Annotated in this window: 11 protein-coding genes; 8 read left to right on the top strand and 3 right to left on the bottom strand. The window is 62.7% G+C overall.

The window, feature by feature from the left end; translation table 11 throughout:
- Positions 1-120 precede the first annotated feature (120 nt).
- Complete coding sequence (locus FPV16_RS17855; protein WP_227439724.1) at positions 121-1,866, bottom strand: PAS-domain containing protein; 1,746 nt, start codon at positions 1,864-1,866, stop codon at positions 121-123.
- Positions 1,867-1,887: 21 nt separating this feature from the next.
- Positions 1,888-2,346 carry a CHASE3 domain-containing protein gene (locus FPV16_RS17850; RefSeq protein ID WP_227439723.1) on the bottom strand — a complete coding sequence of 153 codons (459 nt, stop codon included), beginning with the start codon at positions 2,344-2,346 and terminating at the stop codon, positions 1,888-1,890.
- A gap of 405 nt (positions 2,347-2,751) precedes the next feature.
- On the opposite strand from FPV16_RS17850, the gene FPV16_RS17845 reads away from it, so the two are divergent.
- Genes FPV16_RS17845 through FPV16_RS17830 form a run of 4 tightly spaced genes read left to right on the top strand, consistent with a single transcriptional unit; the run spans position 2,752 to position 5,112 of the window.
- Positions 2,752-3,828 (top strand): HWE histidine kinase domain-containing protein, encoded by a 1,077-nt coding sequence (locus FPV16_RS17845; protein ID WP_227439722.1) that lies wholly within the window; start codon positions 2,752-2,754, stop codon positions 3,826-3,828.
- Between the two features lie 20 nt (positions 3,829-3,848).
- The gene (locus FPV16_RS17840) at positions 3,849-4,292 is read left to right on the top strand and encodes a hypothetical protein (RefSeq protein ID WP_227439721.1); all 444 of its coding nucleotides are present in this window, start codon (positions 3,849-3,851) and stop codon (positions 4,290-4,292) included.
- 8 nt (positions 4,293-4,300) lie between these two features.
- Positions 4,301-4,696 carry a phage holin family protein gene (locus FPV16_RS17835; protein ID WP_227439720.1) on the top strand — a complete coding sequence of 132 codons (396 nt, stop codon included), beginning with the start codon at positions 4,301-4,303 and terminating at the stop codon, positions 4,694-4,696.
- Complete coding sequence (locus FPV16_RS17830) at positions 4,693-5,112, top strand: DUF3618 domain-containing protein (RefSeq protein ID WP_227439719.1); 420 nt, start codon at positions 4,693-4,695, stop codon at positions 5,110-5,112. Before FPV16_RS17835 ends, FPV16_RS17830 begins: the two co-directional genes overlap by 4 nt.
- 400 nt (positions 5,113-5,512) lie before the next feature.
- Here FPV16_RS17830 and FPV16_RS17825 read toward each other — a convergent pair whose 3' ends face one another.
- Positions 5,513-6,406: a LysR family transcriptional regulator gene (locus FPV16_RS17825; protein ID WP_227439718.1), complete on the bottom strand. Its 894-nt coding sequence runs from the start codon at positions 6,404-6,406 to the stop codon at positions 5,513-5,515.
- A 127-nt stretch (positions 6,407-6,533) separates the two neighbouring features.
- Between FPV16_RS17825 and FPV16_RS17820 the strand changes: the two genes are divergently transcribed.
- From FPV16_RS17820 to FPV16_RS17805, 4 genes are all read left to right on the top strand, one after another.
- Entirely contained in the window at positions 6,534-7,523 is a 990-nt protein-coding gene (locus FPV16_RS17820; protein ID WP_227439717.1) for an aldo/keto reductase, read from the top strand.
- Between the two features lie 35 nt (positions 7,524-7,558).
- A complete protein-coding gene (locus FPV16_RS17815) occupies positions 7,559-8,542 on the top strand; it encodes an aldo/keto reductase (protein WP_227439716.1) in 984 nt (327 codons plus the stop codon).
- 8 nt (positions 8,543-8,550) lie between these two features.
- Positions 8,551-9,132 (top strand): flavodoxin, encoded by a 582-nt coding sequence (locus FPV16_RS17810; RefSeq protein ID WP_227439715.1) that lies wholly within the window; start codon positions 8,551-8,553, stop codon positions 9,130-9,132.
- A 109-nt stretch (positions 9,133-9,241) separates the two neighbouring features.
- Positions 9,242-10,405, top strand: coding sequence for an aldo/keto reductase (locus FPV16_RS17805; protein ID WP_227439714.1), 1,164 nt, complete (start codon positions 9,242-9,244; stop codon positions 10,403-10,405).
- The last annotated feature ends 2,754 nt before the right edge of the window (positions 10,406-13,159 follow it).

The following is a 13,159-nucleotide window of genomic DNA, read 5'->3' as shown; positions in this document are numbered from 1 at the left end:
GCGCGCACCCGCTTACCACGCGATTGCTGCCGTTTCAGCTGCACAAAGACCACTCCGTTGGATTGCGCCTATGTCGTCGCGTGGGATCTCCGGGAATGAAAATGTGACGTAACGATCAGCTCAAGAACGCGGTCGCAGGACGACGATGTTTCCGTCTTCAAACGCAGGTGGAATGGAGTGGCCGAGAGCCTCGGCTACCTTGACGGCTAAATGCTCACGCTTGAACGGCTTACCAATCAGGCGGACGCCATCGTCCAGGCGGCCGTGATGGACGATGGAGTTCTCGGTGTAGCCCGACATGTAGAGAATTCTCACCTCGGGACGCATTTCGGTGATGCGTTCGGCAAGTTCTCGACCACGCACCTTACCGGGGAGCACCACGTCAGTCAGCAGCAGATCGACGGCAGCCGTGTTGGCGCCGAACACCCGGAGAGCCTCCTCCCCATCGGCAGCCTCTAGGACACGGTAGCCAAGGTCGGACAGGATTGCGCAGGCGATCTCGCGCACCGCCGGCTCGTCTTCGACAACGAGCACCGTGGCATTGCCGCGGGGCAGTTCGATCGGGGCCACGGAACGCTGTCCGGCAACCGAGACAACGCCCACCGCCCGCGGCAGGTAGATCTTCACTGTCGTACCCTCGCCGGGCTCAGAATAGATCTTTACGTGCCCGCCGGACTGCTTCACGAAGCCGAACACCATCGCCAGTCCGAGGCCGGTGCCCTTGCCGTCGGGCTTGGTCGTGAAGAATGGCTCGAACACCCGCTTCACGACCTCGGGCGTCATGCCGTGGCCGGTGTCGGAGACGGCCAGCATGGCATAGTCGCCTGGCGTAACTTCTGAATGGTGTTGAGCATATTCCCGGTCCAGAACCTTATTGCCGAGCTCAATGGTCAAGCGTCCTCCGCCTGGCATGGCGTCCCGGGCATTCAATGCAAGGTTCAGAACCGCGCTTTCTAATTGTGCTGGGTCCGCCATTGCCGGCCAAAGGCCGGCGCTTTCGACGTAGCGGACTTCAATGTGCTCTCCGAGGGTACGCCGGAGTAATGGTACGAGGTCGGGCATCGTGGCTGCCAAGTCGATGGGCGTAGGGGCCAAGGGCTGCTTGCGCGCAAAGGCAAGAAGTTGACCGGTAAGTGTCGCCCCACGCTGGGCAGCCCAGGCGGCCCTCTCGATCCGAGTCTGGAGCTTGGCATCTTCATCGCCGAGCTTGGATCGGACGAATTCCAAATTGCCGAGGATCACCTGTAAAAGGTTGTTGAAGTCATGTGCGATGCCCCCAGTCAGCTGGCCGATGGCCTGCATTTTCTGCGCCTCGCGGAGCACACCCTCGGCCTGGGCGCGCTTGGTCATGTCGGTTACCGTCACCACGAAGCCACCATCAGGCATCGGCGTACGGCGAAGCTCAATGTGGTGCTCATCGCCGCGAATACGCTCGTACACCACCGGCTCTCCGGAGACGCTTCGGCCGTGGCGGATCTGGTCCTCACTTTCCAGGGCGGGACGACCGGCATCGGCGGTGTGCTCGACGAAGGCGGCGTAGGGCGTACCGGGACGCAGCATCGCTTTGGGGATGTCGAGCAAGACCTGGAAGCAATGATTCCAGTTCGTCATCTGTCGGTCGGCCCCGAACACCGCAATGCCCTGGCTGAGGCTATCAAGGGAAGCGCGTAGACGCAGGGCTAGCGTACGCTGCTCGGCTTCGATCTGGTACGAGCGCGACCAAGCTTGGTTCAGGAGGCGTGCCGCGAGTAGCAAGACGACCGCAGCAAGAACCGCGCCACCAAGCACCAGCCAACGGACCCAGGCTGCGCGGGCATCGTTTTCTCCCAAACGCCTGTCCAACAAGCCCTGTTCTTCTCCAAGCATGGCCGCCAGGGTAGTCTCAGCCTACTTCTGATAATCGCGACCCGCATCGGTGTTGACGAGGCGCAGCGCCGCCTCAAATCCGACGTCCCGACGTAGCTGCACGGTCTGTGCGAGCTCTTCCAGCTTGTGCTGGATCACTGGGGACAGATCGCGGAGCCGTCGCTGTTGTGCGGGGTTGTCGACGGTGAGCTTTTGTAATTCTCCCTGTAGCCCCCCGACGCGATCGCGGGCCTCGTTGTAGGGTGCCAGATAATCGTCCTTGCTGGTGAGGAGGAAGCCACGCTGACCGGTCTCCGCGTCGCGAAGGGCGATGGCGAGATCCTTCATCGTGGCGAGTACGCGGTAGCTATGCTGCGACCATTCACGTGCCTCGCGGGAGGCACCCAGCCGCTCCCAAGTCACGCCGCCGACCAAAGCCAGAATGGCGAGTAGCACGGTGAAAACCAGGAAATTAGCGCGCGCGACGAGGTGCTTGGTCATGTCGATCCCGTCTTCGCCTGCGCCGGTGCGTTGGATGACCGTTGCTCAGGCGCGGGCCCGAGCAACGCGCCGAGATGGGAACCGGCACAGTTCGATGATGCAGTTCCTACCCGTATTCCTGGCGATTGCGAGGAAATAGCGATGCTGAGCCTCTCTACGATAATTGCATCGTTCGGCTCCTCAACTCCATCCATGGAGGGCAAGGGCTACCCTGTCTGGTTGCCCAAATTAAGCTGGCGGATCATTCGGGTCGGCAAGTGAGCGTTGGTATGGCGGAATTTGAACACAGGGGATTCATGACCAAACGGCAACTACCGACCACGTCCGATAGTTGACGGGCGAGCTCGTTGACGGGATCCGGGCGCGGTGCCGGGATGTCCTTCCGCTTCCCGCTGGAGATACGCCTTGGACGGATATGGTGGTGGGGAGCTGAACCGGCCTGATCTGGGGGTACTCCTGGCGGCAGTCGAGGCGTCAGGAGAGGCAATCCTTATTACGTCGGCGGAGCTCGACGAGCCGGGACCGCGCATCGAATACGTCAATCCGGCCTTCATGCGTATGACGGGTTACACAGCATGCGAGGTTCTAGGACTTACACCCCGTCTGCTCCAAGGCCCAAAGACGGAGCGTGCCGTACTCGATCAAATGCGCGCAGCGCTCGTAAGAGGCGACGGATTTCAGGGTGAGGCGCTCAATTATCGCAAAGACGGTACGACCTACATGGTCGAATGGTTGATAACGCCCGTGCGCGAGGCGAATGGCGACATATCGCGATGGATCTCCGCACAGCGTGACGTCACTCGACGCCGCGCCGCCGAGGACCAGCAAGGATTGATGGTCCGCGAGCTGCATCACAGGGTAAAGAACACGCTAGCCACGGTGCAGGCGGTGCTAAATGCAACCGTGCGCTCCTCCCCTTCCATCGCCGAGTTCACACGTGCCTTTTCGGGCCGGATCGCCTCGCTCGCCAAGACTCATGCACTGATCACCGAGGATACGGATCAGGTGGTGGGTTTTGAAGAGCTGTTGCGAGATGAGCTGCAGGCTTACGACGAACCGGGACGACAGCGTGTGAGGCTCCAGGGGCCTCCAGTCCTCCTCTTCTCCGAGCTCGCGGTACCTATTGGTATGGCGCTACATGAATTGACGTCGAACGCACTCCGCCATGGAGCGCTTGGCGACCCCCGCGGTTGGCTGGAGGTTGCCTGGTCTGTCGAGGAATGCCCAAGCGGCCAAGTCCTTCACTGGACCTGGAACGAGCACGACGGCCCACCCACCGCCCTACCGACGCGTGAGGGCTTCGGCTCGAAGCTGCTCAATCGCGTGCTTACGCTGCAAGTTGGTGCGAGGGTCGACATCGCGTTTGATCCGGATGGGTTACGGGTGAGCGTCGCCGTTCCGCTGACGATGGCCGAGCGTCAGTCCAAAGATACGGAACCCTATGCCAACCCTACAGTTTTCCGTAGCGCCTCGCGAACATAACAGTGCGGTGGAGAGCCGGAATGAGCAAGATTTTTAATGACCTTCCGTCAGGCTCCGCAGAACGTGAGGTCGGCACGTTAGGCGGTTTCACCGGCTCAATCCGAGAACAAGCGGAGAGCTATACCGAGAAGCGTAAGGCTGATGTATCCCGCGTCGTGTCAGATGTTGCTGAGGCCATACGCGCGAGTAGTGCCGACTTCGGGAGCCACCAGCACGTGAAGGCCTTTTTCGACAGCGCCGCCGATGGAATTCAGGAGCTTTCCGAAAAGATCGACCAGCGCACGTTCGGCGAAATCTATGGCGAGGTTGAAGCCACCGTCCGTCGGAACCCTGGTGTGACCGTAGCTGCTGCAGCATTCGCTGGTTTCGTACTCTTCCGCTTTCTTAAGGCGTCAAAGATCCCGCCCGTGCCGCGCTCCTATGCAATGGTTCCAGTTGACGTCCTCCCAACCCAGGACGTGTGAGACGCGTTATGGCCGAGCCGCAACTTCGGAGCCTTCCCAGCCTCGTTGGTGATGCGATCCGCGAGACGCATAACGTTGTTTCCAAGGAAATTGCGCTCTTTCGCACCGAGATGAGCGAAGGCCTTCATCAGCTCGCCATGGGCCTGAGCCTATTCATTTCCGCGACCTTACTCGCGGTAACAGGCGTGCTGGTGCTGATCCTCGCGTTGGTGAAGGGCTTGGCCACGGTACTGCACTCCGAAGCCATGGCAGCCCTTGTTGTCGGGGGTGGGTTCGCGGTGGTGGCGCTTGGCCTAGCGTTGTGGGGGCGTAGCAAGGTTTCCCTTGCTAGCCTGGAACCTACTAGGACGGAGCGACAGGTCCGCCAGGATGCTGGCATCATTACGGAGCGCATGGGCGGATGAGTAAGCCAGCAGACGAGATCGAGCGTGAGGTCGAGGCAAGCCGAGGCAGACTCGACCGGACACTCGATACCCTTCAGTCCCGCCTGGACGTCTCGGGCGTCACAGCCAACTTGATGAGCTCCGCCTGGCGCGCAAGAATGCTTCATGGGAATACCGCCCGGGTCGTTGACGCGAGCCGGGCGAACCCACTGCCGGTACTGCTGATCCTGAGCGGGCTGGGCTACCTCGTTTACGACACTGCACGGCGTGCGGCCGAGGCGAGACGCCTTGCTCTGGTGCCGGGGGATTTGTCCCGAACGAACACGGACAGCAACCTAGCGGGGAACAGTCAGGATCGTTTGGACAACCGGCTCAATGATGCACTGGAGGAAAGTTTCCCGGGCAGTGACCCGGTTTCGGTACAGATCACGAGATAGGTGCAAAAGTCGCTCTATCGATATGAGCGATCACCGAGGCGAAGGAATACGTTAGGCGCCTTAGGCGAGAACCCACATCCTAGCCAATTGTGAAGGAGGGATTGCTAGAACAGCTCTCTTTTCTCACGTCTGTAAACCGACGGTATTTCCGACACCTACGGCTGATTGCGGCAGAGTCCGAGAAGGGTGGAGGCTGTGTGACGACGCGTCTCGGGCTGATGCAAGTACAAGGATTTCCTCCTGAAACTCTCAAACGTCGCTGTCTCGGCCATCCGAGCTGATGTTTCCCAGTCTTCCATGGAAGATTGCGCTCCAGCGTGGCGAAGTGCCGACGTTTTTACACAGCCTGGGTGGCAACCGGACCTTGGCCTTTCGTCCCGAAGCAGACATTTCGGGGGTTCTAGCCCCGATAGCGTAGGACGTCGACCAGCAAGGCAAAGGCCGGCGTCGGCTGGCGCCGGCTCGGGTAGTAGAGGTGGTAACCTGGGAACGGCGCGCACCAGTTGGCCAGTACCCGTACGAGCCTGCCTTCCGCGATGTATGGCGCTGCTTTGTCCTCGGCGAGGTAAGCCAAACCGAGCCCGCCCAGGGCCGCCTTCAGGATCAGGGCGGTGCTGTTGAACACCGTCTGCCCTTCGACCCGCACGTTGATCGCGCGCCCCGCCTTCTCGAACTCCCAGGCGTAGAGGCCACCCCGCGTCGGCAGGCGCAGGTTGATGCAGCGATGCTCGGTCAGGTCCTGTGGGGTGAGCGGCTTCTTCCGATCCGCGAGGTAGTCGGGCGCGCCGACCACCGCCATGCGCATCTCGGGTCCGATGCAAACTGCCACCATGTCCTTCTCGACCTGCTCGCTAAGCCGCACGCCCGCGTCGTAGCGCTCACTGACGATGTTCGTCAGGCCGTTGTCGGAGATGACCTCGACTTGGATGTCGGGATAGTCCGGTAGCAGGCGTTCCAGCGCCGGCATCAGGATACTCTCGGCCGCATGCTCGCCGGCCGTGATCCGGACAGTGCCAGCCGGCTTCTCGCGCATCTCGGTCAGGGCGGCGAGCGCGGCATGAATTTCCTCCACCTTCGGCGTCACCGTACGCAGCAGGCGCTCGCCGGCCTCCGTCGGCGAGACGCTGCGAGTGGTACGGGTCAGGAGCCGCAGGCCCAGCCGAGCTTCAAGGCCTTTCATGCTGTGGCTCAGCGCCGATTGCGACACGCCGAGCTGCGCCGCCGCCCGGGTGAAGCTGCGCTCACGCGCCACCGCTACGAACGCCATGAGGTCGTTCAGGTTCTCACGCGCCATTCATGAAACCTTTTCATAGCCTCATGCGGATTTGGCCACCTAATCGCAGGATCGCGCAAGGCTTACCTTGCCGTCCTGCACGGGGCCCGACCTCTCAGGCGCTCCTCCCTCTACCGAAGGCACGATCATGAAAACTCGCAAGCTCGGTCCTCTCACCGTCTCCGAGATCGGCTACGGCACGATGAGCTTCGCTAGCTTCTACGGAGCTTCGCCCGAGCGCTCAGAGGCGATCCGCATCATTCGTGGTGCGCATGAGCGCGGCGTGACCCACTTCGACACCGCCGAGGCGTATGGCCCGCTCACCAACGAAGAGCTGGTCGGCGAGGCGCTGGCACCTGTGCGGAATTCGGTGACCATCGCGACCAAGTTCGGCTGGAACATCGACCCGGAGACCGGCGAGCGCCGCCCTGGGCTGAACAGCAAGTCGGCCCACGTGAAGCGGGCCGTCGAGGGCATGCTCAAGCGCCTGAGGGTTGAGAGCATCGACCTCCTGTACCAGCACCGCGTCGACCCGGAGGTGCCCATCGAGGACGTCGCAGGCGCGGTGAAGGAGTTGATCGTCCAGGGCAAGGTCAAGCATTTTGGCCTCTCCGAGCCCGGCGCGCAGACGGTTCGTCGGGCCCACGCCGTCCAGCCGGTGGTCGCCATCCAGAGCGAGTATTCGCTTTGGACCCGCGACCCTGAACCGGAGATCCTGCCGCTCTGCGAGGAGCTCGGCATCGGCTTCGTGCCCTGGAGCCCCCTCGGCGCGGGCTTCCTGACCGGCAAGGTCGACCCGGGAGCGACCCACGTGGCGGGCGACTTCCGCGCGAACTCCCCCCGCTTCACCCCTGAGGCGAAGGCGGCCAACCAGGCGCTGGTCGATCTCCTGAAACGCTTCGCCGAGGCCAAGGGGGCGACGCCCGCCCAGATCGCGCTGGCGTGGTTGCTATCCCGAAAGCCCTTCATCGTACCCATTCCCGGCACGCGCCGGCTCGACCGGGTCGAGGAGAACCTCGGCGCCGCCGGGGTCGTGCTCAGGCCCGAGGACATGGCCGAGATCGAGGCGTCCGCCTCCGCCATCCCCATCCAGGGCGAGCGGCTTCCGCCCGCCGTCCTGCAGTTCTCCTACCGCTGAGCCCCAAGCCCGATCCACCCAGACGGAGATCCCGGATGCAAAAACGAACGCTTGGAAGCAATGGCCTTGAAGTCTCCGCCCTCGGCCTCGGCTGCATGGGCCTGAGCTTCGGCTACGGCCCCGCCACAGACCGGCAGGAGGCCGTCACGCTGATCCGTGCCGCCGTCGAGCGCGGAGTGACCTTCTTCGACACGGCCGAGGCCTACGGACCCGGGCTCAACGAGGAAGTCGTGGGCGAGGCACTCGAACCGATGCGTGATCAGGTGGTCATCGCCACCAAGTTCGGCTTCAAGGACGGCGTTCCGACCAACGGGCTCGACAGTCGGCCTGAGCGCATCCGTCAGGTCTGCGACGAGGCCTTGGGGCGCCTGCGGACCGACACCATCGACTTGTTCTACCAGCACCGGGTCGACCCGAACGTACCGATGGAGGACGTTGCGGGAACCGTGAGGGACCTGATCGCGGCCGGCAAGGTCCGCCACTTCGGCCTGTCGGAGGCGGGACCCGCCGCGATCCGTCGCGCGCACGCCGTGCAGCCTGTCGCGGCCCTGCAGAGCGAATACTCCCTGTGGTGGCGGGAACCAGAGGCCGAGATCCTGCCCCTGCTCGAAGAACTCGGCATCGGCTTCGTGCCCTTCGCCCCGTTGGGCAAGGGTTTCCTCACCGGGAAGCTCGATGCGACCGCCACGTTCGGCGAGGGAGACTTCCGCAGCGTCGTGCCGCGGTTCTCGCCCGAAGCGATGAAGGCGAACCAGGCGCTAGTCGATGCCGTGAAGGCGACGGCCGCCTACAAGGGTGTGACCCCCGCCCAGATCGCACTCGCCTGGCTCCTCGCACGGAAGCCCTGGATCGTGCCGATCCCTGGCACGACGAAGCTGCACCGTCTGGAGGAGAACCTCGGGGCGGCATCGATTGACCTGAACCAGGACGAGCTCGGTCGCATCGAGCAGGCGCTGGCGACAATCCAGGTGCAGGGCGACCGCTACCCGGCCTCGCATCAGGGCTTGGTCAACCGCTGAGGCGAGCGATGAGCGATCTCACCAGACGGGCCACGCTGGCGGCCTCCGCGGTCCTTCCCTGGGCAACGGCGCAGGCCGTCGCCGATGCCGGCGCCAGTCCAATGCCGTCGGGATCGAGGGTACTGGTCGCCTTCTTCACCCGCTCGGGAAACACCAAGGTGATTGCCGGCACGGTGCAGCGCGACCTGAAGGCCGACCTGTTCGAGATCCGGCCGGCGCAGCCCTATCCCGAGGATTACGAGGAGACCGTCGCGCAGGCCCAACGGGAGACGGAACGACGGTACGAGCCTCCGTTGGCCGCGACGGTACCGGACATCGCGGCCTACGATACCGTCTTCCTCGGCCTGCCCATCTGGGGAACGACGGCGCCGCCGGTGATCCGCTCCTTTCTGCGCTCGCACGATCTCAAAGGCAGGACGCTTCGGCCGATCATCACCCATGGCGGCTACGGGCTCGGCGACAGCATGGCGGTGATCCGCGCGCATGCGTCGGGCGCCATGGTGGCCGAGCCTTTCTCGATGGAAGCCGACCAGGAGCGCCGAACCCTCAACAAGGTCCGTGGCTGGCTCGGGTCGATCAAGCCCGGCTGAGGCATCCCCTAATGCCGTCCCCGGTGCAGCCGAAAAAGTTCGCGCCAACGCTGCCCCGACGGATGGGGCGGCCGTCGTCAGCTTCGCCCCCGTCACGGACCCACGGAACATGAACCAGCCATCCCCGCCGCAGCCCACGTTCGATCCCGTACGTCGGACCCTCCTAGCATCGGTCCGTGACCTCGCCGCCGTCGCGACCGGCCTCGGGTCCGGTCCGGTATCGGGGAAGGCCATCGCCGCGCCCTCGCCGGAAGCCGGGCTGACGGGACGCCGCAAGCTCGGATCGCTGGAAGTTTCCAGCCTCGGCCTGGGCGTCCAGAACATGAGCCGCACTTACCAGACGACGGTCCCAAGCCGGCCCGAGATGCACAACATCATCCAGTCGGCCTTCGACCACGGGGTGACCTTCTACGACGCCGCCGAGGCTTACGGCCCCCACGAGGTCGAGCGCATCCACGGCGAGGGGGTCGCGCCCTTCCGGGATAAGGTCGTCATCGCCTCCAAGTTCGGCTGCAACATCGACCTGAAGACCGGCGAGCGGCGCCGCGGCCTCAACAGCCGGCCCGCCCATATCAGGCAGGCCGTCGAGGGGATGCTCGGGCGTCTGCATACCGACCGCATCGATCTCCTCTACCAGCACCGCGTCGATCCGCAGGTGCCCATAGAGGACGTTGCAGGCGCGGTCCGCGACCTCGTGAAGGAAGGCAAGGTCCTGCACTGGGGCCTGTCGGAGATGGGCTTGCAGACCCTTCGCCGCGCCCATGCGGAGCTCCCGCTCGCCGCCGTCCAGAACGAATACTCGATGCTGTGGCGTGGGCCGGAGCAGGACGTGATCCCGCTGTGCCAGGAACTGGGCATCGGGTTCGTGCCCTGGAGCCCGCTCGGCGTGGGGTTCCTGACGGGTGCGGTCGACGAACGCACGCGCTTCGCCGCGGGTGACATCCGCGGGAGCGAGACGCGGTTCTCACCGGAGAACTTGCCCCACAACCTGGGTCTCGTCGCCCTGCTGCGGCAGTGGGCCGAAGGGAAGCGAGCCACCCCTGCGCAGGTTGCCCTGGCTTGGCTCCTGACGCGCAAGCCCTGGATCGTGCCGATCCCCGGCGCGACGCAGATGGCGCACATGCTGGAGAACGTCGGCGCCTCCAGTGTCCGTCTAAGCACCGAGGAATTCGCCGAATTGGATCGGGCCGCCTCGGCAGTCGAAGTCCGCGGCAAGCGACTGCCGGACGCCGTTCAGCTCTTCTCCGGGGTCGAGGCGCCGCCGAAGACCTAACCAGTGTCGACAAGCCTGAAAGCGGACCTTCCCAGCGCACGCTAAGGGTCGATAGCAACCTGAGCGATATGTCGGGTATCTGACTGTTTTCCCGACGCTTCCAAGTTGGGCTCCATGTACAGCTCCAAGCGGCCCTGTTTCTGTCGGGAAACTATGACTGGCTTTCTGTTGTCCGGAAAACGATCACATTCTACTATGCCGACATTCGGCGACATGCTCAGACGCACATCCCTTCGTATTGCCTGGTGAGCAGATAGTTTTACGGCCTAATCCCAGGCTCGGTAGGGTGCCGCAAACCATGGCGGACATGGTGGGGAAGGAACGTCGCAGTGGTCAGATCGGTCATTGGACCGAGCGGGTCCGAATTGACATGCGCCGCATTCCGGGCGGTGCCGCCTGCCTTGCTCCGTAACGTAGGCCCGCTTGTTAAACCCTCTCTCATTGCTGCCTCTAGCGCCTGCAGAGCCTTCGCAATGCGCTCCGGGAAAGCGTCCTCTATGGGGGAAAGCCTTGGCCATGGCGCGGTCGACGCCGTCCCTAAAAGGCAGGGCATTACCAACGTCGCTGCGGAGCTGCCAATTGTTGAGTGTATTATCATTCATAAGGGAAATGCTGGCCACAGCGCCGGTTCGCTGACGGGCAGACAGGCTGCTCGCGAGCACGCTCAACATTTATTGGCGCAGATGGTTTCCGGCTACCGTCATTTTGGTAGGATATACAACCTTTCGGTTAGCGTGACAGCAGAGGCTTGCGGAGTATTTGTTCACCTCGTGTTCTTTTGCTGCGGATAGACCATAGAAACAGAGGGAGAGGGGCGTCGGTGAGGCCGCTCTAACCCATGGCTCGGTTCAGGGACCATCTGATCTATGTCCGACGCAACGCCTGACGTGGCTGTATCTATTCCTGCAGCGGTCGAGTGCATCCCCATGTCTCATATCGCCTTCATAGACGAAGTTGTTTCAGTATGCGTTATGGGACTCAACCCAACTCGGCCTCAACTTCCTTTCAATAACCACCTGATAGCGAGAGCATAGTGCGTAAACAGGAACGGCGGTCATTCACCGTCGAAGTTCGGCAAAGCACCACCACAGGTCGTTCCTTCATCCCTGCTAAGCCTCCACGAGATGCGAACAGGGTGAGGAGCATCGCGAGCTCTTCGATGGCGGCTTCCGCTGTCTTCGCGCGTCCCACAGCGTTCTCTGACGCCCGTAAGACTGAGACACCTCGGCGCATCCTGCCGAGCCTTATGGTTTGGGAGCCGACGGAAGCTGAGCACGAGGCTGCGGCTGTTTCTGAGCCGTCCCCCGTTCATATTCGTCGCGTCCCGTCGTCTGAGGTATTCGAGGATGCTCCGAAGCCTAAAAGCAGGCCTCGGAAAGTGGTACCCACCGAAGAGGCCGTGACGCCCCTTTCGCGGGCAGCTGCTCGGCCGAGCACAATTAGCCCGACATCAGAACCAGCAGCGCTAGCAATTCCCCCCCGCGGGGCGCGAGCTGAAGCCGCGATCTTGCCCCGTGCGGAAAGATGGAAGCGCCGCCTTCCCCGCGCCTGCTGGTGATATGTTGGCAGCAGCTGTCATCTTCCCAGAGGGCGATCACTAGCATCTTCGCTGGGTCCAAACCGAACCGCCGCAGAGAGTTGGAGCTAGTGGATCGGGTTAGGAGAAACGGTACCTGCCTTGGGTTGGCATGGCGCATTTCAGAAGAGAAGAAAAATCTCCGTATTGCCCGCTCCGCAAATTGAACAGTGTACTGTGGATACACGGAGGCGATTGAACGAATTTGATCACTGTCGCGTTTGGCTCCCGATCAGGATCAATCGGGAGAAACGGACATGACGATCCAGGCATTCACTTTGGCGGCTTCGCTTACCCTCGCTCTTACTGGCGCGGCGCTTGCTCAGACTGCAGCCGGGGGTGGCAGCGCTGAGGGAAACATGAACAATCCCGGCAGCGTAAAAAGCAATAGCGAGAAGGGCATGGAGCGCTCGACGGGATCGGCATCCGGTGTGGCGATGGAGGCCCCCGCCTCGACCATGGCTCCTGGTGCTGCCGGTGGTGCTGCAGCGCCTGGCGGAGCCCCAATGAGTGGTCATAGCAGCGGCGGGGGCACCAGCTCCAGCGGCATGTCGAAGTAGACTTTCTTCTAAGCCTCGCGGCCTTCGGGATCGCGGGGCTTATTCCCGTCCAAAGCCAAAGGCTGTTTCAGCACGACGCTCTTACGGGTCCTCTGACCGATTCTTGCATGAACCTTAGGGCTATCCGCGGAATTTGTACCGCCAATACCATTCCTAGAAGATAAGTGGGTTGCTCATGTAGGCCCGCACCATCGAGCCGGCCTTAATCGCGCGCTGGTACGCATGGACGATGGACGCGAGTTCGGACGGCAGTATTTCCGCGGGGGTCGGCGAGCGTTGCTCCGACAGGATGTCTCCAACGTCGGAAACGACTTCGACGCTGAATGCCGGGGATTCAGGCCTCATCATCACGCCCGGGGTATTTGTCGTTGCGGGTCAGCCGACCGGCTCGTACATCAATGATGGCATCCTCAATCCTGCGATACTCCGTGAGGAGCTGCTGGAGATCTCCCTTTGCGGGTGGCCTGCCCCCATTCGGCGGCCCAGGTTCAAAGTTAGTGCATCGTCGGTCTGGAGTTGACCCCGTTTGTGGTCCACGGCCTATGCAAGTTCTCGGGCAGTGACAGCTTGGTTGGCGAAGGCTCGGGGCGTCAAGCCGCCCAGAGCCATATGGGGTCG

The sequence above is a fragment of the Methylobacterium sp. W2 genome (assembly GCF_020662345.1).
Taxonomy (GTDB): Bacteria; Pseudomonadota; Alphaproteobacteria; order Rhizobiales; family Beijerinckiaceae; genus Methylobacterium.
The sequence above is the reverse complement of the archived record's forward strand: the minus strand, read 5'-3'. Positions and strand labels throughout refer to the sequence as shown.